General features: G+C 31.2%; 25 protein-coding genes. 21 read left to right on the top strand and 4 right to left on the bottom strand.

Features of this window, described 5'->3' with window-relative positions:
• The first annotated feature begins 96 nt into the window (after positions 1–96).
• On the top strand, positions 97–573 hold the full coding sequence (locus tag H8K90_RS03310) for a hypothetical protein (RefSeq protein ID WP_186844509.1): 477 nt from the start codon (positions 97–99) through the stop codon (positions 571–573).
• A 44-nt stretch (positions 574–617) separates the two neighbouring features.
• Here H8K90_RS03310 and H8K90_RS03305 read toward each other — a convergent pair whose 3' ends face one another.
• Genes H8K90_RS03305 through H8K90_RS03290 form a run of 4 tightly spaced genes read right to left on the bottom strand, consistent with a single transcriptional unit; the run spans position 618 to position 4405 of the window.
• Entirely contained in the window at positions 618–1355 is a 738-nt protein-coding gene (locus H8K90_RS03305; RefSeq protein ID WP_186844508.1) for a Bax inhibitor-1/YccA family protein, read from the bottom strand.
• A 13-nt stretch (positions 1356–1368) separates the two neighbouring features.
• A complete protein-coding gene (locus H8K90_RS03300) occupies positions 1369–2232 on the bottom strand; it encodes a hypothetical protein (protein ID WP_186844507.1) in 864 nt (287 codons plus the stop codon).
• Between the two features lie 53 nt (positions 2233–2285).
• Positions 2286–3437: a glycosyltransferase family 2 protein gene (locus H8K90_RS03295; protein WP_186844506.1), complete on the bottom strand. Its 1152-nt coding sequence runs from the start codon at positions 3435–3437 to the stop codon at positions 2286–2288.
• Positions 3437–4405 carry a lysylphosphatidylglycerol synthase domain-containing protein gene (locus H8K90_RS03290; RefSeq protein ID WP_186844505.1) on the bottom strand — a complete coding sequence of 323 codons (969 nt, stop codon included), beginning with the start codon at positions 4403–4405 and terminating at the stop codon, positions 3437–3439. The genes H8K90_RS03295 and H8K90_RS03290 overlap by 1 nt, the downstream gene beginning before the upstream one ends.
• 189 nt (positions 4406–4594) lie before the next feature.
• On the opposite strand from H8K90_RS03290, the gene H8K90_RS03285 reads away from it, so the two are divergent.
• The 20 genes from H8K90_RS03285 to H8K90_RS03190 all read left to right on the top strand — a co-directional run bounded on the left by H8K90_RS03285 (position 4595) and on the right by H8K90_RS03190 (position 22839).
• Positions 4595–5233, top strand: a complete 639-nt coding sequence (locus H8K90_RS03285) for a cell envelope biogenesis protein OmpA (RefSeq protein WP_186844504.1) — start codon at positions 4595–4597, stop codon at positions 5231–5233.
• A gap of 4 nt (positions 5234–5237) precedes the next feature.
• Positions 5238–5792: a crossover junction endodeoxyribonuclease RuvC gene (gene ruvC, locus H8K90_RS03280; protein ID WP_186844503.1), complete on the top strand. Its 555-nt coding sequence runs from the start codon at positions 5238–5240 to the stop codon at positions 5790–5792.
• 64 nt (positions 5793–5856) lie between these two features.
• A complete protein-coding gene (locus H8K90_RS03275) occupies positions 5857–7581 on the top strand; it encodes a leucine-rich repeat domain-containing protein (protein WP_186844502.1) in 1725 nt (574 codons plus the stop codon).
• Positions 7582–8715: a radical SAM family heme chaperone HemW gene (gene hemW, locus H8K90_RS03270; protein ID WP_186844501.1), complete on the top strand. Its 1134-nt coding sequence runs from the start codon at positions 7582–7584 to the stop codon at positions 8713–8715. It begins immediately after the preceding gene.
• Complete coding sequence (locus H8K90_RS03265) at positions 8712–9461, top strand: cyclase family protein (RefSeq protein ID WP_186844500.1); 750 nt, start codon at positions 8712–8714, stop codon at positions 9459–9461. Before hemW ends, H8K90_RS03265 begins: the two co-directional genes overlap by 4 nt.
• A 47-nt stretch (positions 9462–9508) precedes the next feature.
• Entirely contained in the window at positions 9509–10117 is a 609-nt protein-coding gene (locus H8K90_RS03260) for a DUF4230 domain-containing protein (protein WP_186844499.1), read from the top strand.
• Positions 10114–10473, top strand: a complete 360-nt coding sequence (locus tag H8K90_RS03255; RefSeq protein ID WP_186844498.1) for an MmcQ/YjbR family DNA-binding protein — start codon at positions 10114–10116, stop codon at positions 10471–10473. Before H8K90_RS03260 ends, H8K90_RS03255 begins: the two co-directional genes overlap by 4 nt.
• Positions 10474–10608: 135 nt before the next feature.
• The gene (locus tag H8K90_RS03250) at positions 10609–10983 is read left to right on the top strand and encodes a hypothetical protein (protein ID WP_186844497.1); all 375 of its coding nucleotides are present in this window, start codon (positions 10609–10611) and stop codon (positions 10981–10983) included.
• Between the two features lie 134 nt (positions 10984–11117).
• Positions 11118–11528 (top strand): response regulator, encoded by a 411-nt coding sequence (locus tag H8K90_RS03245; protein ID WP_186844496.1) that lies wholly within the window; start codon positions 11118–11120, stop codon positions 11526–11528.
• Positions 11528–12067, top strand: coding sequence for a heme NO-binding domain-containing protein (locus H8K90_RS03240; RefSeq protein WP_186844495.1), 540 nt, complete (start codon positions 11528–11530; stop codon positions 12065–12067). Before H8K90_RS03245 ends, H8K90_RS03240 begins: the two co-directional genes overlap by 1 nt.
• On the top strand, positions 12067–14025 hold the full coding sequence (locus H8K90_RS03235; RefSeq protein WP_186844494.1) for a PAS domain-containing sensor histidine kinase: 1959 nt from the start codon (positions 12067–12069) through the stop codon (positions 14023–14025). Before H8K90_RS03240 ends, H8K90_RS03235 begins: the two co-directional genes overlap by 1 nt.
• Positions 14026–14027: 2 nt before the next feature.
• Positions 14028–15161: an FIST signal transduction protein gene (locus tag H8K90_RS03230; RefSeq protein ID WP_186844493.1), complete on the top strand. Its 1134-nt coding sequence runs from the start codon at positions 14028–14030 to the stop codon at positions 15159–15161.
• Complete coding sequence (locus H8K90_RS03225; RefSeq protein ID WP_186844492.1) at positions 15161–16225, top strand: sensor histidine kinase; 1065 nt, start codon at positions 15161–15163, stop codon at positions 16223–16225. Before H8K90_RS03230 ends, H8K90_RS03225 begins: the two co-directional genes overlap by 1 nt.
• Positions 16212–16529 carry an Hpt domain-containing protein gene (locus tag H8K90_RS03220; RefSeq protein ID WP_186844491.1) on the top strand — a complete coding sequence of 106 codons (318 nt, stop codon included), beginning with the start codon at positions 16212–16214 and terminating at the stop codon, positions 16527–16529. The genes H8K90_RS03225 and H8K90_RS03220 overlap by 14 nt, the downstream gene beginning before the upstream one ends.
• Before the next feature lie 9 nt (positions 16530–16538).
• Positions 16539–17249, top strand: a complete 711-nt coding sequence (locus H8K90_RS03215) for a LytR/AlgR family response regulator transcription factor (RefSeq protein WP_186844490.1) — start codon at positions 16539–16541, stop codon at positions 17247–17249.
• Positions 17250–17562: 313 nt separating this feature from the next.
• Positions 17563–18060 carry a CAP domain-containing protein gene (locus H8K90_RS03210; RefSeq protein ID WP_186844489.1) on the top strand — a complete coding sequence of 166 codons (498 nt, stop codon included), beginning with the start codon at positions 17563–17565 and terminating at the stop codon, positions 18058–18060.
• Positions 18061–18270: 210 nt separating this feature from the next.
• Positions 18271–20871 (top strand): DUF6923 family protein, encoded by a 2601-nt coding sequence (locus tag H8K90_RS03205; protein ID WP_186844488.1) that lies wholly within the window; start codon positions 18271–18273, stop codon positions 20869–20871.
• A gap of 196 nt (positions 20872–21067) precedes the next feature.
• Positions 21068–21577 carry a hypothetical protein gene (locus H8K90_RS03200; RefSeq protein ID WP_186844487.1) on the top strand — a complete coding sequence of 170 codons (510 nt, stop codon included), beginning with the start codon at positions 21068–21070 and terminating at the stop codon, positions 21575–21577.
• Positions 21578–21770: 193 nt separating this feature from the next.
• A complete protein-coding gene (locus H8K90_RS03195) occupies positions 21771–22157 on the top strand; it encodes a DUF6326 family protein (protein WP_246457499.1) in 387 nt (128 codons plus the stop codon).
• Positions 22158–22365: 208 nt separating this feature from the next.
• Complete coding sequence (locus H8K90_RS03190) at positions 22366–22839, top strand: Crp/Fnr family transcriptional regulator (RefSeq protein WP_186844485.1); 474 nt, start codon at positions 22366–22368, stop codon at positions 22837–22839.
• Positions 22840–22842: the final 3 nt, after the last annotated feature.

The raw sequence follows: 22842 nt of genomic DNA, 5'->3' as shown, positions 1-22842 counted from the left end.
CTATTACACCAGTCTTTATTCTAGTTTCTAAAAGCAAAGCGGTCTTATATCTTTTTTAGATAAAATATTGTACTTTTCGGTATCAGAATTATAGTAATGAATCGAATTGTTTTTCTTTTAATCTTTCTTTTTGCAACATCTTGCAATTATTTTGAAAAGAAAAAAGTGCATCCTGAAGATTTACTTGAGGAAGAACTTCAAACTTTTAATTGGAATGAGGTTGATACGTACCCAACCTTTAGTAGTTGCGATTCTATTACCGCAAAAGAAGATGTTAAAATTTGCTTTCAAAATACATTGATTAGTAATGTCAATGAATTTTTTGCAGCTCAAAATATTGCCGTTTCTGAGGATGTTAATGATACGATTAAACTAAAAATTATTATTAATAATAAAGGTGTTTTAGAGGTAGAATCAATACAAAAACAACCAGAAACAGCGCTTCAAATTCCTGAAATAGATAGTTTACTTAGACAAAGTTTAAAGGGAGTACCAAAAATATATCCTGCAATAAAAAGAGGGCAACAAGTTACTACAGCTTTTGAATTACCTGTAATTGTAAAGATTAATTAATTATCTCAGTATTGGTCACTGAACGAAGTCGAAGTGAGTCGAAGCTAAAACCGAATAGCAAACTTTTGCATTAATCGTAACACTTCAATATACAACCAAATTAGTGTAGCTAAAAGTCCCCAAGTAGCAATCCATTCTTTATGTTTTGGTGCTTTATTTTTATAGCGTTCTATATAATCGAAATCTAAAAGTAGTGCAAAGGACGCGACTATTGCTGCTAAAACATTAAAAGCAATAGCAAAGTTAGATGTGCCCCAAATGTAGGGTTTGATGCCAAAAAAGCTTAAAATCCAAGAAATAAGATATACAACCATAATACTTACTGCAGCCGTGATAATTACACTTCGTAATTTTTTAGTAACTACAATAATCCGTAATTGATATAGCAAGAGCATTACAAAAAAGGTGACAATTGTAACTCCAATGGCTTGGTAAGGTAGTTCGGGGAAATTACGGTGTGCATAAGCCGAAAAACCTCCTAAAAAGCAGCCTTTGGCTATTATATAAAGTGGTACTAAAAAATGTGCCCATTGTTGCCGAATAGAAATTAAAACACTGATGACAGCAGCACCTAACATTCCGCCAAGTGTAAACCACCTTACAGATATGCCATTTTCATTAAGTCTCCAGATGTAGGCTGTAATAGCTGCAATAATTAAAATGCCAAAGATGGATTTTATAAAAATACCCGCAACCGTCATTTTTTTAGCAGAAGATTTACCATCATCCCAAAAATAGCCGTTAAAAACAGGGTTAGACGTTCTATAATTTCGTAAACTCATTAATGTGCTCTAACTATAAATTAAATTTATAACCTAAAGCAATATCAGTAGAAAAATTACCTTGGTTATCTAAAAATACAGCAAATAATTCACTGTAAACTAAAGTAATATAGCTATTTTTTCCAACTTTAATATCTGAGCCAATACCAAAAATAATTGGGGCATCAAATGCGGTTTCATTTGTGCTAATTTTCATGCCATTTTCATCTATAAAAGTAGATTCTGTAATGTTAACAGTTGCTAATTTTACTTGTCCGTAAATATTAAACTTGGGTTTATTTATAATTCTATAACGATAACCTAATGAGAATTCGCTAGTACTATAATCAAACTTTTTAGCTTCAAAAGCATGTCTCGCTTGTAAAAATCCAGAATGTCTAGGCATTTCATCTGCTTCATACAATTCTAATTCAACACCAATAAGCGGAGTTTTTACGTTGTTAGAGTTACCAACAAAGGGATTATTTGTAATACCAGCAGAGAAGCCAAGTCTAAATTTTACTTTAGATTTATTTACAACCGAGTCGTAAGACGAATTAAATGAAGCATTATAACCATCTATAAAAGATTTAAGATTGTATAATCTAAATTTCAGATTTCCTACAGGTAAACCATTTGTAAGTTCGGTTAAAGTAGTTTTATACTCTTCAAGATAAGTTTTGTAGGTGTCTTTTGTGTTTTTTAATTCGGTAATGTTTCCATTTTCGGTTCTAACGAAGTAGCGATAATTACCATTAAAAGTATTCCATAGTAAATCTAGTTGACCTTCAACTTCAGTTTTTAGATTTAAATTTTCACCATTAATAGTGTAGTTTTCTTGACTATAATTAACCTGAAATGTAAAACTTATAAGAATAAATAATAGGATCTTTTTCATGTAAGGATAGGGAATTGGTTAATGTAAAGCTATCAAAAATATTTGATGAAGCATTATTTCTTCGACGTTCTACCTTTCCAACGGTATGATTTAAAGAAAGATAAAAAAGCTATGCCAACATTAAAAAATGGATACACAAAACTCGATAAGAGAAAAGATAGTAGTAAAGTCTCTTGTTTAAAAAATCGAGAGGTTTTAAACAATAACAAAAAGTCAATGCTAAATTTGATTATAAATAAAGCCGCAGCAAATTTTACTAACATTGCATTAAAAAGAACTAAAGGAATAAAAGCTATACAGACTAAATTTCCTAAGAAAACAATTAAGCCTACTAATTTAGCGAACCAATTTTTAAGATTGCTGGTTTTTGATGCCCATCGCAATCGTTGCTGAATTAAGTTTGAAACTGACGAAGCAGGATTGGTTTTTACAACAGCTTTTTGAGATTTAAGATAATGGATCTTCTTAGAATCATGTTCAATAATTTTTTCGAGCAAAAATATATCGTCTCCACTAGAAATATTGTCATTGCCATCAAATCCGTTAATCTGCAGAAATAAAGACTTACGATAACAGAAATTTGCACCATTACTTAGAAATGGTTTTTTAATTCCAAAGCCACCAATAGTAGCACCTTGTAAGCTTAAAAAATCCAAAGTCTGAAAACGATTAAGAAAAGAGTTACGACCATAATAGGTCACTGGTGCAACGATACAATTTGTGGTTGTAGTTTGAATGTATTCATCAAAAGCATCTAACCAATATTTTGGCAAAATACAATCGGCATCAGTAGTGATAATCCAATTAAATTTTGAAGCCTTAATGGCCGTGGTTATGGCATCTTTTTTTGGAGAGTTTGAAGTTCTTTTATTCTTAATAATCCTTATGTTGTCAGTTCGAGTGAAATCCTTTTTTAAGGATTTTGTATCGAGAACTTTTTCAATTATTGCAATCGAGTCATCTTCAGAATCATCATCTACCAAAATAATCTCGAACATTGACTTCGAATAGTTCAATTTTGAAATAGAAGTTAGTAATCTCGGTAAATTTTCAGCTTCATTCCTAAACGGAATCACAATAGAAAATTTAGTCTTAGAAGGTAGATCTTGAAGTTTAAAAGTCTCTACTTTATCAAAACCAAAAGTAAATACACCTATGAGAAATAAGTATAAAATTATGATTGTAATAACACTATATAGAATCATTAATCTAGTTGTTTTGGTAGTTTAAAATTCAACACAAAATAACTTCCAAATACACTCGGAATCGCAAAATTTAATAACCACATAATTGTAATAATAGATAAAATGGTAAGTTCGTTCACTTGGACGTAGCCAAATAAAAATACGGCTACACTTCCTTTTATAATTACATCGAAGATTGAAATAGATGGCACTATTGAAGCTATAAAATACATGCTTGTTATTACTACCATTGCTTTAGTATAGTCTACATCTACACCAAATAAATTGAGTAAGTAATAAAATTGAAATGAAAAAATTAAGTAACGAATTAATGAAAATACAAAGGTTGTAAAATGTGTTTTAGAAGGTAGTTTTTTTATATAGTCGCTAACACGTCTAAAAGAAAATCCTTTTATTTTAAAGCGTCTATGTTTAACTCCTATAATTGCAAATAGACCAATTATAACAATTAAGAACAAAAATTTGGTAACTCTATAATAGTTAACATCTATTTGATATCGATTTACAAAAATGATAATGCCAATTAGTCCAAAAATAGTAGTTATGGTCATTTGTGCCAAATTACTTAATAGGTTAAGCAAAACAATTTTTGTTCTATGCTGTTTGGCATAATAAACGGCTTTAGCACCATAATCTCCAATACGATTTGGTGTAATTAATGACGCAGTTAATCCTCCTAAGCTTTGTTCTAAAGCAGATCTAAATGAAATTTGTTTAATGGTCTTTACTAATTGTTGCCATTTTAAAATTTCAAAAAACCAGTTAAAAAGGCTCAAAAAGATTAAAAAAATGATGTTTTTGGCTGAAAACGTGTTATTTTCTTTTAAAAACGCAATAAATTCATTGAATTGTAAATTCTCGTTTTCTGCTAATTTTGAATAAATAAAATAAAATGCGCCAACAACTATGCTCAACTTTATAAGTACAAAGAAGAATTGTTTAGTTTTGTATGGCACATTGTAATGCATATTGAACTTGTCTTAACTTTTTGTTTTTAACCGAAAATGAGAAGAAATTTATTTAGATGAAACTATATTAGAAAAGCATAGCTAGCTACACTTGAAAAAATAGTTGAAATATGGGTAAATTTAAGCCATTTTTTAGGGAAAAGAAAGAGTGAAGATGAGTTCATAACAAATTAAACTAAAAAGTAACAGATGCAGCAATATTTAAAACAATACCTTCTCTTTTTTACTATCGTTTTTATATCACTAAATAGTAATGCTCAGTTTAAAAAGACCAGTAAATGGAAAGCCTTATTTGCAGCTGGTATAAATTACCCAACTACGGATGGGTTTGTAAGTGGTTCTTATGCGCAACCTATCAATTTTCCAACAGTAAATTTAGGTGTTCAGCATATGCTAAAAAGTAATTATGGGGTAAAATTAGATTACGGATTTAATCGCTTTAAAAGTGATAAAGACACACCAGATTTTAAGATAAATTACTCACGTATTAACGCTCAATTTGTTTATGACCCTTCTGGATTTATTGGCTTTTTACCCAATCGTCTTAGAACTATTTTGCATGCTGGTCCTGGTATATCGTTTGTAAAACCATTAGCCAATCTCAAAGATAATAAACAAACGTATATGAACCTTTTAGGCGGTTTAGAGGTACATTACGCAATTAACGAAAAAGTATCTATTTACACAGATGTTGCTTATATATATGGTTTAACATCATTAGATAAGTACGATCCTGTTATAAGTGGTTTAGGTGCTTTTAATGGTAGTGTTTTTAACCTTACCTTTGGTGTAGCAGTTTCATTAAGTGGCTGTCAGTTTTGTGATTGATTAGATGAGTAAAGAAAAGATTATTTTAGGCATAGATCCTGGAACTACTATTATGGGTTTTGGACTTATAAAAGTGGTTAACAAAAAAATGGAATTTATGCAACTCAATGAGTTAATGCTAAAAAAGTACGATGACCATTACCTTAAACTTAAACTCATTTTTGAACGTACTGTAGAACTCATTGATACGTATCATCCAGATGAAATAGCGATTGAAGCACCATTCTATGGTAAAAATGTGCAGAGTATGCTAAAACTAGGAAGAGCACAAGGTGTTGCTATGGCAGCCGGTTTATCTCGCGAAGTGCCAATTACAGAATACGCACCTAAAAAAATTAAAATGGCAATTACCGGAAACGGAAACGCTAGTAAAGAACAGGTTGCTAAAATGTTACAAGGTATGTTAGGCTTAAAAGAACTACCCAAAAATTTAGATTCTATGGATGGTTTAGCAGCTGCTGTTTGTCATTTTTATAATGAAGGTAGAGTAACAATAGGTAAAAGTTATAGTGGTTGGGGAGCTTTTGTAAAGCAAAATGAGAATCGAGTTAAGAAGTAGTTTTATGGTTTATTTGTTTAATCATTGATTTGTCATTCCTGCGTAGGCAGGAATCTATTTAATTATGAAATTTATCAAGTTCCTTTTTTTGTGTTTGGCATTTTCTTCTTGCTCAAAATTTTTAAGTGATGAAGAACTTAACAAAAAGTTTGATGAAGCCTATACAAAAGAAGATTGGTCTAGTTCAAGAACTTTGATAGATGAGGTTATAGAACGACAACCAGATAGTATTGGAAATTACTTGTTAAGAGCTATAATCATTTCGCACCTTCCTCAAAGAGATAATGTGCAAATAGTAAAGGATTTAGATATTTATTTAGATCAATACCCAGGTGATGATGCCATAAGGGTATTTCGATTTCAATCTAACTTTTTACAACGTAACCATATTGAAGCATTAGCTGAAATAAACAGGTTAATTGAAAAAAAAGGAAAGAATGCTTTTTTATTAACTTGGAAAGCCAATGTTGCTTTTTCTGCCAAAAAGTTTGTTCTGGCTGAGAGGGCTTACATGGAAAGACTCTATTTTCCTGGGCTTAAGGAAGAACTGAAAAACATCTATTATTATTGGGTGTTGTCCAAGTATTTTGGAGGTAATACCGAAAGTGCACTATGGGAGCTAGCAGCAATGCAAGACCGAGGTTTTGAAACTGATCATGAGCTGATGAAACGTATTGAAAAAGAAGAGCTAAAGTTTGAGGATTATAACGCATTTGTAGTCCCTGAATCTAAATTTGCAGATATTTATGAAGCTATAAATAGTTATTGTCCAGATTTAGATATTTATCAAGGAGAAGGGTATCACAGATCTGGCTTGCTGAGTCAGTTTTTTTATCTTAACAAACAAACAAATTTAGATTCTCTTTTAATTAAAAAGGATGAAATCTATGCTTTAAATCTTAGTAATACTGAAATAAAGGTATTACCAGAACAGCTGTTTCAATTTAAAAATCTTCAATATTTAAATCTATCAAGTAATAGATTTTCGGATAGAGAAAAACTGTTTGATGATTTAGCGAAGTTACCTAACTTAATTATTTTGGAGTTAGATAGATGCTATTTAAGAGCTTTACCAGATAATATTAATAAGCTTACTAATCTTCAAATGTTAAGCTTAACCTTTAATGATTTTAGGACTCTAAATGAAAATATAGGTGAGCTAACTAATCTAAAGTATTTAAACCTTGGGGCAAATGGAAAACTAAGAGAATTGCCGTCATCAATAGGTGACTTAAGATGCTTGCAGATGCTTGATATTTCACCAAATGGATTAAGAGGTTTGCCAGATGAATTAGCTAATTGTAATCAATTAATAAATATTGTTGGTAACGCTGGCACACTAAGAAATTTGCCATCTCAAATAGGAGGTTTGGTTAATTTAAAATATGTGAATTTAGGAGCTAACAAAATCACCAAACTTCCATTTGATATTGGGCAATTATTAACCTTAGAACATTTATCACTTGGTAGTAATGATATCAAAAAGCTGCCAGCATCTTTTTCTGAATTAAGTAATTTGAATTTTTGTGGCTTGTCATATAATAGGTTAAATACTTTTCCTAATGAAGTGTTAGAGTTGGACAGTTTGCAAACATTATGGTTACATAACAATGTATTCTCTGAAATACCTAAAGAAATAGGGAATTTACCTAATTTAACCCATTTACTGGTTGATCACCAAATTATTTCAGATGCTAATATTGAAGCCATTAAAGCTGTCAATCAAGAATTGAGAGTTATACGACATGACACTCGAAAATTAGTGAGAGGACCAAAACGAAAAAACTAAATGTCCGGCATCTACATCCACATACCATTCTGCAAGCAAGCATGCCATTACTGCGATTTTCATTTTTCAACGTCATTAAAAAAGAAAGATGAACTTATAAATGCCTTAACTAAAGAAATAGAACTTAGAAAAGACGAATTCAAAAACACAACCGTTGAGACCATTTATTTTGGTGGTGGAACTCCAAGTTTATTGACAAATGACGAATTACAGTTTTTGATTGATTCGGTTTATAAAAATTATAAGGTCTCTAGCCATCCGGAAATCACACTTGAAGCCAACCCAGATGACCTATCGCCTAAACGAATCCACGACTTAACGACTACACCAATAAACAGACTAAGTATAGGTGTTCAATCCTTCTTCGAAGGAGATTTAAAACTCATGAATCGTGCACATAATGCACAAGAAGCTAAAGCGTGTTTAGAAGAAGTTACAAAACACTTTGATAATATCTCACTAGATCTAATTTACGGCATTCCAGGTGCAACCAATGAGCAATGGTTACAAAATATTGAAACCGCTCTAAGTTTTAATGTGCCACATATTTCGAGTTATGCCTTAACGGTTGAGCCAAAAACCGCCTTAGCTTCCTTTATAAAAAAAGGTATTATTGATAATGTAGATGATGAGCAAGCCCATGAGCAATTTCATTTATTAAAAGATAAGTTAGAAGCTTCCGGATTTATACATTACGAGTTGTCTAACTTTGGGAAAGACGGTTTTTTTAGCAAAAATAATTCAGCCTATTGGAAAGGAAAATCTTATGTAGGTATTGGTCCATCTGCACATTCTTTTAATGGAAAACAACGTGGCTGGAATGTGAGAAACAATTCAAAATACATCGAAGCGATTCATCAAAACAAATTGCCAATAGAAATTGAAACTTTAACTAAAACTGACCAATACAACGAATATGTGATGACAGGTTTGCGAACCATTTGGGGAGTTTCCTTCTCAAAAGTAGATAAAGACTTTGGTGTAACTTTTAAAAATTACCTAATTGAACAATCAGAAATTTTTATAAATCAACAATTATTGTATATTGAAGGTGAGCATTTACGCGTCACAAAAAAGGGACAATTTTTATGTGATGGTATTGCTTCTGAACTGTTTAAACTTAATTTATCTTGATCACAACAATACAATACAATTCTAGAAAATTAAAAATAGATTTATCGCAACCTCTTGATATTTCCATACCATTAAAAGGGAATGCTCCTAATGTTAATGCATGGTATATTGGACCTCCAAAAATAGCTCCAGAGGTTATAGATGGTGAGACTATTAGTGTGGCAGATGGTGCAGTTGTAAATTTTAATACAATTACCTTTAATCCGCATTCTCATATTACACATACTGAAACGGTTGGTCATATTACTGAAAAAGTATATTCAATAAATAAACATTTAAAACAGTTTTTCTTCTTAGCAGAAGTTGTTACTGTTGCGCCAGAAAAATTGGGTGATGATTATGTGATTTCTAAAAAACAACTGCAATTTGCTTTAGGTAATAAAAAGCGTGATGCTGTTATCATAAGAACGTTACCAAATACCAAAGAAAAAAAGTCGCGTCAATATTCTAATACAAATCCAACATATTTAATGGAAGATGCTGCTATTTACCTCAGGACAAAAGGTGTTAAGCACTTGCTTATAGATTTGCCAAGCGTAGATAAAGAGCAAGATGGTGGAGAACTTTTAGCACACAATGCCTTTTGGAACACCAAAGGGAATTTGAGATTAGACGCTACCATTACGGAGTTTATTTATGTGTCTAATAAAATTGATGATGGTTGTTATATGCTTAATCTACAAATAGCACCGTTTGAAAACGATGCTTCACCTAGTAAACCAATTTTATATAAAGTAATAGAATAATACCATGTGACTAGTAAGACCATCTGGTGTCACATAGATAAAGACATATGGAGACTTTTTTTATAATTATAATAAGCATTTTAGTAACCTTAGGTTTGGTTACCATATATAAACAATGGAAAACAAAACAAATTACAAATGCACAATCTATTATTCTGTTAGATAAAATAAAGCGCGTTTGTAAGTTTATAACAGTAGAAGGGGATTTTGCTGAAATTTATCATTACGAAGACGTTAAAGAAAAATTCTTAAAACTAATTTCTAGTAAGAAAAAAGCATTAGTGGTTATTAATGCAAAAGCCCATGTTGGATTTGATTTGAGTAAAATACAAATGAACTCTAATTCTAAAAGCAAAACAGTTGTTTTATCCCATTTTCCTCAGCCAGAAGTATTGTCTATAGAAAGCGACATTAATTATTACGATAAGTCCGATGGTATGTTTAATAAGTTTGAAGCTTCAGATTTAACCGAATTGCATACTAAAGCAAAAGAACATATTATGGATAAAATTCCAGAAAGTGGCTTGTATAATGTAGCTAAAGTAGAAGCTTTAGAGGCTATTCAGCTCATAGAAAACTTAGTACAAACTATTGGTTGGAAATTGGACTATTCAGCCTTAAAAATAGAAGGAGAAGAAAAGAAGCTTTTAAAATGAACATAGAAGACTACAGAAACTATTGCATGGCTAAAAAGGAAGTGACCGAACACTTTCCTTTTGATAACGATACCTTAGTTTTTAAAGTTTGTAACAAAATGTTTGCTTTAGCCTCTTTAAAACGATGGGAAAATGGGGAAGCCTTTATTAATCTAAAATGTGATCCTGAATACGCACAAGAGCTAAGAGCAGCGTACGATAGTATAAAACCAGGCTACCATATGCATAAGCAACAATGGAATAGTGTTTACATTCATACAGGCGAATTATCTCCAAAGTTAATAACAGATTTAATTGACCATTCTTATGCTATGGTTGTTAAAGGATTGCCTAAAAAGCTGAGAGATAGTATTTAAGATTAACGGAAATTCTAGTTAAAGAAACTTTTACTCTAATCGTCGTCTCAAAACGTTTACTCATCGAAAAAGAGCTTTTTTCACTTAATGTAACCTGTAGTTTTGTGGTGTAATTAATCATTTAACCTCAAGACGATGAACACATTATTTATTTACATAATATTTTTTCTAGGCCATGTAGCAGTTTACTTTTACTATAGAAATAGTTTTATAAATACTACAGATGCAAGTAAAAATACTAAGACTAAAAATTCTCACTTATCAGTAACAGATGCTAAAAATTCAATAAAAAAAGCAAATAGTATTGTTGATAATAAGCAAATGCTTTTACAGAAAAACTTAAAGCAATTAGAGTTTATTTCTGAGTTTGAAATGTATTTAGAAGAAAAAACACTTAAAAACTTTTCAATAGAGTTTCTTCAAGAATTTGAACAAATCAAAATTGAAGCGCAGCTATCAACATTAAAAACTACAAACCAGCTAAATAATAGTGTAAAATTGGCTGCTTAAGTCATAATTTTAGCATTTACCATTCGTCGACACTTATCTGCCATCCGTCGACACTAAATTACAATTAACCGAATTAAAAGATTGATGCGCTCTTATTCAACTAATTTGGCTTCTTAAATGTAAACCAGTTATTAATGAAAACCCTTAACATATTATTAATAGAGGACGACATGATTGAGGTAATGAAGCTAAATAGAACCATATCTTCATTGCAACTAAATCATAAAATTATAGAAGCTAATAATGGGGAAGATGCACTTAAAATTTTAGAACAAAAAGATGTGCTTCCTGATATTATTTTATTAGATTTAAACATGCCAAAGATTAATGGTATTGAATTCTTAGGAATTTTAAAAAATGACGAGACCTTAAAGTATATTCCAACGATTATACTTACAACTTCTAACAATCAAAAAGATTTATTGGAGTGTTATAAAATTGGTGTAGCTGGTTATGTATTAAAACCTCTAAAATATGAAGATTATATGACCAAAATTGAAAAATTATTGGCATATTGGAGCATTAACGAATTAATAAAAGTATAATGAAAGGTATTGTATTTACTGAGTTTTTAGAGTTAGTAGAAGATAAGTTTGGATTAGAAATGGTAGATAAAATTATTTCGAGTTCAGAGTTAGAGTCAGAAGGAGTTTATACTTCTGTTGGCACTTATAGTTTTTCAGAAATGTTACAATTACTTCAGCATTTAAGTGAAAATACGGGTATTTCTATTGATAATTTACTTTTAGTATACGCAGAACATTTTTTTGGTGTTATAGAAAAAAGTTATCCAGGTCTTTTAGCAACTTATAAAGATCCGATAGAAATGATTTCTTCTATTGAAAATCATATTCACGTAGAAGTTAGAAAAATATACCCAGACGCAGAATTACCTACTTTTGAGGTAATTGAAAAAACCGATAAGTATCTTATAATGGATTATACTTCTAGTAGAGCCATGCATCATTTTGGGCTTGGTTTAATGAATAAAACATTCGAACATTTTAACTCTACAGCTACCATAGAATTAGAAAAAATTAAAGAAGACGGCACCAAGGTAAGGTTTGTGATTAATAAAAATTAATGGATCAGAACCAAGTTGAGATATTAAAACGGGCTCTAGATAGAGAGAAAAACGCTCGGAAAGCAGCCGAAAAAATCCTAGAAGAAAAATCAAGGGAACTCTACTTCACATCTCAAAAACTTGAAAATTTATTAAACGAAAAATCATCAGAATTACAAGGCGTCTTCGAAAACATAGTAGACGCTTATGTGGTTATAGATCTTAATGGAAAGATTTTAAAATTTAACGAAGCTGCCACTAAGTTGTTTGGTTATGATATTGATAAAGAAGGTGTTAATGTTGCTAAATTAATACATAAAGATGATTTTCAATATGCCGAAGAATGTTTTAATAATTTACTGTCTCATGGCTTTTTTAAAGATTATGAAACTAGAGTTTATACCAAATCAAAGGAAGTTAAATGGGTACATGTAAATGGAAGTATTGTTTTTGATAAAGACAATAAACCAGTTGCAGCTCAAGGTATTGTTAGAGATATTACAGAAGAAAGAGCATCTGCAGAAAAACTAATAGAATCAGAAAGTAGATTAGCGACGTTAGTTTTAAACCTCGACAGCGGTATTATTCTAGAAGATGAAAATAGAAATATTGTTCTTACCAATACAAAATTCTGTGAACTTTTTAAGATAGACGCACAACCATCGGATTTGTATGGTATGGATTGTGCCACTGCCTCAGAAAAAAACAAAGTTTTATTTAAAAATCCAGAAGGCTTTATACAACGTATGCAATCCATTGATAAGGCGAAGGAAACTGTTATAGGCGACGAACTAGAAATGTTAGATGGCACCATATTAGAGCGCAATTATATGCCAATTAATATTGGAGATAAGTCTAAAGGTTTTCTTTGGACTTTTACAGATGTAACATTAAAACGTACATATCGTAAAAGATTAGAGGCACAGAGGCAAAAATATTTTAGCATTATTGCTAATATGAATTTAGGATTGGTTGAGGTTAATAACGATGATGAAATATTAATGATTAATCAGAGTTTCTCAGAAATGTCTGGTTATAAAGAAGAGGAATTATTAGGTAAGAAATCTAGAGAAATTTATCCTATAGAAGACGGTTCAGAAATTATTGCCAAAGAACATGAAAAAAGAAGGAGAGGTGAGTCTAATTCTTACGAGCTAAAGGTAAAAACAAAACAGGGAGATATAAGGTATTGGCTAATTAGTGGAGCTCCAAATTTTAATTTAAATGGAGATGTTGTTGGTTCTATTGGCGTTCATTTAGATATTACAGAACTTAAAGAGTTAGAGCTTCAAAAAGAAAAATTACTCATTAAATTAGAAAAGAGTAATGATGAATTGCAAGAATACGCGCACATTGTCTCTCACGATTTAAAATCGCCTTTACGAAGTATAGATGCCTTAGTAAGTTGGCTAAAAGAAGATAATAAAGGGAAATTAGATGAAATGAGTTTAAAGAATTTTGAACTCATAGAAGCGACTTTAGAAAAGATGGAACAACTAATTACAGATGTATTAGACTATTCTAGTGTTGGAGCCGAAAAAATTGAAACTGAAGCTGTTGATTTAGATAAAATACTCTCAGATGTAATTACCATTCTATATATTCCAGAGCATATTAATATAAATGCTATTCATCCGTTGCCAACCTTAAAAGGAGATGCCATTAAGTTACAGCAGCTATTTCAAAATTTAATTAGTAATGCTGTTAAGTTTATTGATAAAGAAGAAGGTATAATAACAATAGATTTTGAAGATTTAAAAAGTCATTATAAATTCTCTATACAAGATAACGGAATTGGTATTGATAAGCAGTTTCACGATAAAATTTTTAAAATATTCCATACGTTAAATAAAAGTAAAGATTCCACGGGAATAGGACTATCGATCGTTAAAAAAATTGTCGATTTACACGAAGGTCAAATTTGGTTAGAAAGTCAGCTCAACGTAGGGACTACATTTTATTTTACACTTAAAAAGTAAGCATGAAAATAGTACAATTAGTAAAACAAAATAATAAAGATTGGACCTATGTTGGTGACAATCAAAAACTAATAGAACCTTTAGTTATTGTTTTTGGAAATCGTTTTCTTTTAGAAGATCCTTCTATTTATGAGGAAATTAAAGTATTGTTTCCAGATGGACATATCGTATTCGGTTCAGCATGTGCAGAAATTTCATCGAGAACAGTAAATGAAAATAGCATTACCATTACTGCTATGGAGTTTGAAAAAAGTAAGTTTATCATTAAAACTAGTAATGTATTAAATGCTGATTTAGATAGTTTTAAAACTGGTAATGATCTTATTAAACAATTTCCTTCCGAAGGGCTTAAATACGTTTTTGTTGTGTCTGAAGGTAGTTTTATAAATGGTAGTCAGCTGACACAAGGCATGAGCACAACCAACAATGAAAATCTATTAATTACAGGCGGTTTATGTGGTGATGATACCCGTTTTGAAAAGACGCTAGCATCTTACAATGAAAATCCTAAAGAAGGAGAATTAGTCGCAGTCGGTTTTTATGGTGATACGTTAGAAATTACGTTTTCAATACATGGTGGTTGGACGCCTTTTGGTCCAGAACGTACAGTAACAAAATCTGAAGGTAATACACTATACGAGTTAGATGGTTTGCCTGCGTTAGATTTATATAAAACCTATCTAGGAGAAAAAGCTAAAGATTTACCAGGAGCAGCCTTATTATATCCCTTAAATGTAAAATCTGAAGATGAAGAACAATCTATAGTGAGATCTATTCTTAATATTAATGATGAAGAAAATGCCGTTATTTTAGCAGGCGATATAAAGCAAAATTCTAAAGTGCAGTTAATGATGACTAACGTAGATAACATTGCAAATGCTTCAGAACGTGCTGCAAGACAAGCGTTAGAATTTAGACAAAATAAACCAGACATTGCCTTTCTAGTAAGTTGTATAGGAAGAAAGTTAGTACTAGATCAACGTGTAGAAGAAGAGATAGACGAAGTCATAGAAATTCTAGGAGAAGGTACTGCTGTAAGTGGTTTTTATTCTTACGGCGAAATTGCACCATTTCATGGAGAAATGGCATGTCAGTTACATAACCAAACGATGACAATAACATTAATAAGTGAATAATGAATTCATTACTTAAACGTCAATTACGAAAGTATTTAAGTGAAGAATTAAAATCTAGTGAAGAATTAAAAACATTTCTTGCCGCTGTAGATCGTTCCTACAATAATTTTGATGAACAATCGGCAATGATTCAAAGGGCTATGTCCATTAGTTCCGATGAATTATATAGCGCTAACAGAAAATTGCAAGCGGAAGCTAAAGAGCAAAAGGAATTAATTGATAAACTAAAAGAAGTTATAAATACGCTTAAGTTTTATAACCTTAAAGATGATGAAAAGGCTAACGCTATTGAATTAACAAGTTCTGATTTGGTTGATTTTATAGATAACCAAGCCAAGGAGATTATTGAAATGAATAAGCAGAAAGAATCTCTGTTAAACGAACTTGCTTATCAAAATCAAGAGCTTAGTGATTATGCACACATGGTTTCTCACGATCTTAAATCACCTCTTAGAAGTATTGATACGTTAACAGCGTGGTTAAAAGAAGACTATAAAGATGTGTTCGATGCTAATGGAGAAAAAACATTAGGTCTCATTAGAACTAATGTTGAAAAAATGGATACCTTAATTAACGGTATTTTAGAGTACTCTACGATAGGAAAAAATCAAATTGAGGTTTATGATGTAGATATCAATAAGTTAGTAGACAATATTTTATCAATTATACAGGTTCCGGAGCATATTTCAATTACGAGATCAGCTTTACCAATCATAAAAGGTGATAAATACAGGTTACAACAATTATTTCAAAACTTAATAGGCAATGCAATTGCCTATAATGATAAGGAAAATGGAACAGTTGAAATAAATGCAGAGGACAAAGGAAAGTTTTGGGAGTTTTCTATAAAAGATAATGGAAAAGGTATTGAAGAAGTGTATTTTGAAAAAATATTTAAAACTTTCGAGAAGCTAGACAACAATGGAGTGTCAACAGGTATTGGCTTATCTATAGTAAAGAAAATTGTAGATTTATACGGTGGAAAAATTTGGTTAACTTCAAAACTAAATGAAGGCACAACTTTCTACTTTACTTTAAAAAAACAACCCAATGGAACAGCCTAATTTATCTTATATTAACAGTATGTCTGGAGGAGACAAAGCTTTTGAAAAAAAGTTAATAGACATTATTAAAGGAGAGTTTCCAAAAGAGAAAGATGTGTATTTTAAGAACGTAGCGGCTGAAAACTACAAGCTTACAGCGGATAATGTGCATAAACTTAAACATAAAATTAGTATTTTAGGCCTCGAAAAAAGTTATGATGTGGCTGTTAATTATGAGAATAATCTCATAAATGGCAATACAAATGGAAGAATTGAATTTGAATCTATTCTTCAAATCATAACAGACTTTTTAGAGACCTTATAAGATTATTTTATGAATTGTATTATTATAGATGATGAAGCTACCGCTAGAGCTATTATTGGACAATTGTGTACTAATGTGCCTAGTTTAAATGTACTTGAAGATTTTCCTAATGCGCTTCAGGCTATAAAATATTTAAATCAGAATGAAATTGATTTAATATTTTTAGATATACATATGCCAGATTTTACAGGTTTCGATTTTATAGATACAATAAAAAATCCTCCAAAAATTATTCTTACTACTTCAGATCCAAATTTTGCTATTCAAGCTTTTGGATACGATTGTATTGTAGATTATTTAGTAAAACCAATAACACCAGAGCGCTTTAAGAAGGCCATTGCAAAAGCAGAAGCGATTAAGCCTTCTGTTGCAAAATCAAAATCTTCTAGCCAAGTAGAAACCACTTCAGGTAATGATTTATATGTTAATATAGACCGACGCTTAATTAAGATAGATATACCAAGTATTTATTTAATTGAAGCTAAAGGTGATTATATACATGTAAAAACTGAAGATAAAAACTACACTGTACATTCTACACTTAAGAAAATAGAAGAAAAATTACCAGATAGTTTATTCCTAAAAATTCATCGCTCGTATATTATTAATGTCGATAAGATTATTGATATTGAAGACAATAGCGTATTGATTAAAAAAGACGTTATTCCTGTAAGTCGTTCTAACCGACCAGAATTAATGAAGCGATTAAACCTGCTTTAAATTCTTAAAAACCATTCACCGACACTAAACGGCATTCTATCTACGCTAATTCCTTGATACAACGAAATAAAAAGAGAGAAGGGCTGAAGGTGTTTACTTTTATACTGTAATCATGTTAGTATGGTTACTGATTAATAGCTGTTTTTGAAGGCAAAAGAGAAATCTTTTGCCTTTTTTGATGACCAAATGTTGTTTGTAAATAATTTATCTACAGGTATTTACCATTCGTCTATACTTTAAAATAGACTAATCGAAAATTAAAAAATAAAGGAGGAGTTCGAAATAATTTTGTCATGAAATTAAATCCATCCTCATGAAAAACTTAACTTACTTTTTTGCTGCTTTAATCCTTAACTTATCCTTATTTTCTTGTTCCGTTGAAGAAGACAGTGCAGTCTCAAACAATTATAATACTGAACATATTATTGTTGAGTATAACCAAATCGATTACGAGATTGTAGAGCTCATTAATGCTTACAGAATTTCAAAACATCTAAACCCGCTTAATATCTTAAATGAAGCTTCAAAAGAAGCTATTGTACACAATCAATATATGATTGATCAAGGCACACCGAGTCATGATTATTTTCATCAAAGATCTCAAAATTTAATCAATACTGTAGATGCAAAAAGTGTATCAGAAAATATAGGCTTTGGATTTTCTGGTGCAGAGTCTGTGGTGTCGGCTTGGTTAAATAGTAATGGCCATAAGCAAAATATTGAAGATCCGGAAGTTACTGATGTTGGTATTTCAACAAAACAAGATGAGAATGGAAAAAATTATTTTACAAACATTTTTGTAAAGCTATAAAACCATTTTACTTAACCCTTATTTAATTCCTTGTTGTTAGAGGTAGAAGCAGATGCTTTTACCTCTTTTTATTTTAGCTCAAAATCAACAAAAAACCATTCGTCGATAGTAAAGTGCTATCCAACTTCATGGTTTTGGTGTCAAACGAAAATTAAAAAATAAAGCTTGATTATCAGGTAGTTTTGCTTCAGAATCTAATAAGATACCAAAATGATGAAATTTTACAATTTTAAAAATCAATTACTGTTTATTGCTCTCACATTATTGAGTGTCAATAGTAACGCACAAGATATTCCATTTAATTGCGATTATAATGCTTACTTATTTCAAAATAATGATGTGTATGCTATTGATTTAGCTTCTGGTAATTCTTATCAAGTAGCTGTAGATGTTACACCAGGAAATATAAATGCTGCAGCCTACAATCCTGCGGACGGTTTTATTTGGGGCTCGTTAACGTCGCCGGCAAAAACCATTGTTAGAATTGGTAAAAACTTTACAACAACATCCTTTTATATTGATGAGTTGCCAACAAGCAGTAGATATGTTGGAGATGTAAGTGCAGATGGTATTTATTATTTAAAAGGTGGAGGAACAACCTATTACAAAATAGATTTAGATCCAGAATCAGCAAATTATACACAACACCAATCTACAGAAGCGTTATCTCAAAACATTAATGTACACGATTGGGCTTTTAATGCCGTAGATGGTCAGTTATACACAGTAGAAAAAGGCTCCAATATTTTATATCGCATCAATCCTAATAATGGACAAGTGTCAGCATTAGGAGTAGTGCCAATCTTATCAGGATTAAACTACACCTATGGTGCTGTTTATTTTGATGCGGATGGTCGTTTTTATGTATCGGCAAATCAAACAGGAACTATTTATGTTATACAAGCCGTACAAGATTTAGATGGTATAAGTTTAATAGATTCTAATCTATTTGCCTTTGGACCTTCAAGTTCTAGTAATGATGGAGCACGTTGTCCAACAGCACCAGTTTTGCAAGAAATCTGTGATAATGGTATTGATGATGATGGAGATGGATTAATTGATTGTGAAGATCCTTCGTGCTCAGGATTTGGAATGTGTGAGGTTATTCAACCTCCGACATCGAGTTCTAATTCTGGTGGATTAGAAAGTAATAACAGGCTATCTGAGCAAATCAATACACGTAATTTTAACAGAGCAAAATCTGGCTATAAATTCAACACTGCCAAAGCTAAGCGTGTTTTAAAAACGGCTGATTATGCTAAAAACAATCCTAATGCTGACTTTACGTTACAAGATTTTGTACCACTAAATAGTATTAACGAAGATGAAGCGATTGAAGCTTCACCAACAGACTTAGTAAATATTACAAATGCTACTGAAATCTATTCGGTAGATTACTTAAAAGGAGGAACTTCAGTAGCCTCAGTCCTAGCTTTAAAAACAGAAAATGGTGTCTACGAACATACAAAATACATCTGCGATCGTTTATTAGGTGCAGAGTTAATCTCAGTTTCTACAATAGACATTAACGAGCAACAATTTATAAAGTCAATTATTAAAAACGAAGATGGTACTTACGAATTTGTACTTAGTTTATCTGCAAAATTGGTAAATAATGACACGAATTTCGCTGTAGAAAGCCATTGGAATTTAGATCAGTATCAAGAAAATGTAACCTTTTATAATTTTCAGATATGGTCTAATACTATCGATGACTTATACACTTTAGGACAAGAGGTTTTAAATTTATTAGAGATAGAAAAACCAATTTCATCCTACAACAATTCTACACCACCAACGGTATTTGTAAGAAAAGGCAGTTACACTAATGGAGGCTTAGATTTACAAATTATAAATACCAATGCCACGCAAAGTATAACGCTAGAAGCTGGTTACAGAACAACAGAAACAACAGATTTTGGCAACTTAAATGCTACTATCAATCTTAATGGCAACTACATTACAAATGTGACTGTAGATACAGGAAACTTATTTGATATTGGTTTTAGAATAGGAGATGGAGTAGCAACACCAGACGATTTATTTATGTCTGATGGTCCTTGGGGAATTGATGCCTCACAAGACGGAACAGAAGTTACAAGTTACAATGTATCTACAAATACAATCGATTTTGAAGCATTAGATTTCCCAATAGAACGAAATGTAGATTTTAGAGCCACAACCAATACCTATGTGGCTACATACAGAGCTTTAACGCCAAGATTTAAGGCTGTAGATTTAACGGATTACAACAGTTTTAATTTAAGTGCAAAAGGCACAGGTAATTTAGAAATCACTTTTGTAAAAGAAAGTATTACTAATTGGGAAGAGCAGTTTAAAACAACAATAGCGCTCGGTAGTTCATTACAAGATTACACGATTAATATAGATAATTTACAAAACAATCTTGGTGAAACCGCTAATCTCAATGATGTGGTAACACTAGTATTTACAATGGTATCAGAGGATGGCAGCTCAGTATCTAAGGCAATGTCTTTGTATAACTTGTATTTTTCTCAAACCAGCGCGCTTACAGTAGATGAATATACGCTAAACAATACAACGTTAACGGCATTTCCTAATCCAATGTCTTCAGAAACAGCAATACAATTTACAGCCAACCAAAATGAAACAGTACAACTAGTGATGTACAATCAGTTAGGTAAGCAAGTGTTTGCTACAACCTATAACGCTAAAGCAGGAAAAAATAGCATTACCGTAAACAGAGGGAATTTAAGCTCAGGCTTATACTTCTGTAAAATCGTTAGTAGTCAGTTAAAAATTAATCCCGTAAAACTGATTATTAATTAACCCTAATTAATACCTTAGGCATTAGGCAAAAGAGCAATCTTTTGCCTTTTGTTTTTTACGGTGATTGCAGTTTTATAGGTATATTTATAGCTCAATTTCTAATATGAATTCATTGCATTTCACTAACTTTGGATTACGGCGAAATCATATCTGACTTTCCGCAACAAACAATACACAAAAACACGTTGCCCACAACATGAAAATCAGAAATCTCAAATATTTATTAATCGGAATTATATTTTTATTAGGATACCGATTTTTCACTTATCCGAATTTTAAAAAAGTAAAAACCGAATTGAGGGAAAAGTATGCTGACTTTTCAAACGGAACAGACGAAGATAGACTGACTTATAAGGCAGATGTTTTAAAAGAACAAACAAACGGAATTGAATTTCCTCAAGCTGAATTAGGTTCTGCTAAAATTTATGGCAAGTTTTTTTCAGCCGACCAAAAGCTGAATTTAACACAAGCAAAACAATTGACTGAATTACTGAACGATTCTTCATCTTATCGGTGGGGAGAAATAGGAACATTTATTAGTTATAAAACAATTGTTTTTTACGATTCTGAAAAAAATGTAATTGGAATTACAGAATTAGATTCTGACTTAAGACAAACCTACTCAACACCATCGACAACTGCTATGAAATGGGGAAACTTATCAGATAACGGATTAAGAAAACTAAAAAAGATAATAAGTGAATAAAAAATACTGTGAGCAACAACGTGTTTAATTTAGTTGCTTAACCACGCAATTATCCATTCACAAAACCTTTGGCAACAAACAAAAAAATAAACTAACTTTAGAATTCAGGCAACCATTTAAAAAGATTTTACGTCTATATAAATACAAACGGATTTGAATTGTTAACTTAAAGTATATGTTAGAAAACCCGAAAATGAATATCAAAATAAAACTTGCTTCTTTATGGGCTTCAGGAACTTTTTGTTATTTATACGGAGATTATTTTGAACTCTACACACCAGGAAAAATAAACAGTTTACTTACAGGTGAAAATGTGTTAGATAGTCCCACCAAATTATTAATAGCCTCAATGATTTTGGCAACTTCATCAGTAATGGTGGCACTTTCAATTATACTAAAACCAAAAATAAATCGCGTTCTTAATATTGTATTTGGAATATTATTTACAGTAATGATGTTATTCATTGGCTTCAATTCAAATACAGAATGGTATGGTTTCTATATGTTTTTAGCATTTTTAGAAAGTATTATGACTGCATTAATTGTTTGGTATGCTTGGAAATGGCCTAAAGAAAAATGAATACTTTAAGGAAAAAGTTTGAACAAATTAAGAAAAGAATAAGAGCCAATTGCTAACAATATGTTTAATTAATGGCTTTGGTTGTTGCCTATATTAAAAATTTCCGTGCAATTTTCTTTCGTTCGTTTTTGTTTACTAAATTAGTTTATTTAGCACCAAATTAACCATATACAATCGCGTTGTATACCATTTAAATAAATCTTAATAATTGAAAAAAATAAACGCAAAAAAAGGAACTCTTTTACAACGAAAAGGAGACATAAGCTCTAAGGTTTATCTTGTTGAGAGTGGTTTGTTACGCAGCTATACAATTGATGAAAAAGGGAAAGAACATATTTATATGTTTGGACCTGAAAACTGGTTAGTTGCGGACAATTGTGAACCCAATACACCTTGTCAATTATTTATAGATGCTATTGAAGACACCATAATAAATGTCGCTACAAAAGAAGAATTACTAAAAGAAGGTCCAGACCTAAATGCCTTGTTAAGACGTTTAGATACTATGCAAAATAGAATTATAATGTTAATGAGTTCAAATGCAAAAGAAAGGTATGAGCATTTTACTAAAACTTACCCAAACATTATTCAAAGAGTTCCACTAAAAATGGTAGCCTCTTATTTAGGAATTACGCCAGAGGCGTTGAGTCGTGTTCGACATCAACTTTCTAAAAAAAAATAAGCT

Origin of the sequence: Winogradskyella echinorum, assembly GCF_014297365.1 — a bacterium.
GTDB classification, from domain to species: domain Bacteria; phylum Bacteroidota; class Bacteroidia; order Flavobacteriales; family Flavobacteriaceae; genus Winogradskyella; species Winogradskyella echinorum.
This window is presented reverse-complemented; position numbering and strand designations above follow the sequence as displayed.

Excerpts from the sequence above, each read along its gene's own strand:
- H8K90_RS03310 (WP_186844509.1), top strand. The coding sequence starts at position 97 with ATGAATCGAATTGTTTTTCTTTTAATCTTTCTTTTTGCAACATCTTGC.
- H8K90_RS03305 (WP_186844508.1), bottom strand. The coding sequence starts at position 1,355 with ATGAGTTTACGAAATTATAGAACGTCTAACCCTGTTTTTAACGGCTAT.
- H8K90_RS03300 (WP_186844507.1), bottom strand. The coding sequence starts at position 2,232 with ATGAAAAAGATCCTATTATTTATTCTTATAAGTTTTACATTTCAGGTT.
- H8K90_RS03295 (WP_186844506.1), bottom strand. The coding sequence starts at position 3,437 with ATGATTCTATATAGTGTTATTACAATCATAATTTTATACTTATTTCTC.
- H8K90_RS03290 (WP_186844505.1), bottom strand. The coding sequence starts at position 4,405 with ATGCATTACAATGTGCCATACAAAACTAAACAATTCTTCTTTGTACTT.
- H8K90_RS03285 (WP_186844504.1), top strand. The coding sequence starts at position 4,595 with ATGCAGCAATATTTAAAACAATACCTTCTCTTTTTTACTATCGTTTTT.
- ruvC (WP_186844503.1), top strand. The coding sequence starts at position 5,238 with ATGAGTAAAGAAAAGATTATTTTAGGCATAGATCCTGGAACTACTATT.
- H8K90_RS03275 (WP_186844502.1), top strand. The coding sequence starts at position 5,857 with ATGAAATTTATCAAGTTCCTTTTTTTGTGTTTGGCATTTTCTTCTTGC.
- hemW (WP_186844501.1), top strand. The coding sequence starts at position 7,582 with ATGTCCGGCATCTACATCCACATACCATTCTGCAAGCAAGCATGCCAT.
- H8K90_RS03260 (WP_186844499.1), top strand. The coding sequence starts at position 9,509 with ATGGAGACTTTTTTTATAATTATAATAAGCATTTTAGTAACCTTAGGT.
- H8K90_RS03255 (WP_186844498.1), top strand. The coding sequence starts at position 10,114 with ATGAACATAGAAGACTACAGAAACTATTGCATGGCTAAAAAGGAAGTG.
- H8K90_RS03250 (WP_186844497.1), top strand. The coding sequence starts at position 10,609 with ATGAACACATTATTTATTTACATAATATTTTTTCTAGGCCATGTAGCA.
- H8K90_RS03245 (WP_186844496.1), top strand. The coding sequence starts at position 11,118 with ATGAAAACCCTTAACATATTATTAATAGAGGACGACATGATTGAGGTA.
- H8K90_RS03240 (WP_186844495.1), top strand. The coding sequence starts at position 11,528 with ATGAAAGGTATTGTATTTACTGAGTTTTTAGAGTTAGTAGAAGATAAG.
- H8K90_RS03235 (WP_186844494.1), top strand. The coding sequence starts at position 12,067 with ATGGATCAGAACCAAGTTGAGATATTAAAACGGGCTCTAGATAGAGAG.
- H8K90_RS03230 (WP_186844493.1), top strand. The coding sequence starts at position 14,028 with ATGAAAATAGTACAATTAGTAAAACAAAATAATAAAGATTGGACCTAT.
- H8K90_RS03225 (WP_186844492.1), top strand. The coding sequence starts at position 15,161 with ATGAATTCATTACTTAAACGTCAATTACGAAAGTATTTAAGTGAAGAA.
- H8K90_RS03220 (WP_186844491.1), top strand. The coding sequence starts at position 16,212 with ATGGAACAGCCTAATTTATCTTATATTAACAGTATGTCTGGAGGAGAC.
- H8K90_RS03215 (WP_186844490.1), top strand. The coding sequence starts at position 16,539 with ATGAATTGTATTATTATAGATGATGAAGCTACCGCTAGAGCTATTATT.
- H8K90_RS03210 (WP_186844489.1), top strand. The coding sequence starts at position 17,563 with ATGAAAAACTTAACTTACTTTTTTGCTGCTTTAATCCTTAACTTATCC.
- H8K90_RS03205 (WP_186844488.1), top strand. The coding sequence starts at position 18,271 with ATGATGAAATTTTACAATTTTAAAAATCAATTACTGTTTATTGCTCTC.
- H8K90_RS03200 (WP_186844487.1), top strand. The coding sequence starts at position 21,068 with ATGAAAATCAGAAATCTCAAATATTTATTAATCGGAATTATATTTTTA.
- H8K90_RS03195 (WP_246457499.1), top strand. The coding sequence starts at position 21,771 with ATGAATATCAAAATAAAACTTGCTTCTTTATGGGCTTCAGGAACTTTT.